Annotated in this window: 1 pseudogene; it reads left to right on the top strand. The window is 66.8% G+C overall.

The window, feature by feature from the left end:
• A pseudogene (locus F6Q13_RS19720) lies at window positions 1–507 on the top strand (alpha/beta hydrolase); the annotation flags it as partial.
• Window positions 508–588 lie beyond the last annotated feature (81 nt).

Below are 588 nucleotides of genomic sequence, written 5' to 3'. Positions count from 1 at the left end.
CGCATCACCGCCTGGGTCAAAGACAAACTAGCCGAGCTGAAGACCGCCGGGCGCCCCGACGACGAATTCGCATTCGTCGTGCACGGCACGATGGCCGACCCGCGCTGGCTGGATCCCAACGTCGACCCGAACCAACGCGCCCCCGGCACCTGCTATCTCGGCGATCCTGCGGTGGTGAACATGAGCCCGGTCGGGTTGGCCCGGTTCTGCACGCTGCGCAGCTGGCTGTCGCAATGGAGCTACGACGACGCGCGCGCCGACGGTCTCACCTGCGGACGCGACATCGCTGTACCGGCGCTGGTGATCGGCAACCTGGCCGACGACGCCTGCACGCCCAGCCACACCCACCGGCTGTTCGAGGCGATCGGGCATCCGGACAAAGAGATGCACGAAATCCATGGCGCTACACACTATTACGCGGGGCCCGATCAACGTGACAAGCTGCAGCAGGCGGTAGACATCGTCACCGACTGGCTGGTGCGCCACGGATTCGCGAGGCCCGAATGACTCCAACGGGCCCACTGGACGGCCTGCGGGTGCTCGAGCTGGGCACCCTGATCGCCGGGCCCTTCGCCGGTAGGCTGTTAG

The organism is Mycobacterium sp. (assembly GCF_008709575.1).
Lineage (GTDB): Bacteria > Actinomycetota > Actinomycetes > Mycobacteriales > Mycobacteriaceae > Mycobacterium.
Note: the sequence above shows the minus strand (reverse complement) of the source record. Positions and strands in the feature narration are given on the sequence as shown.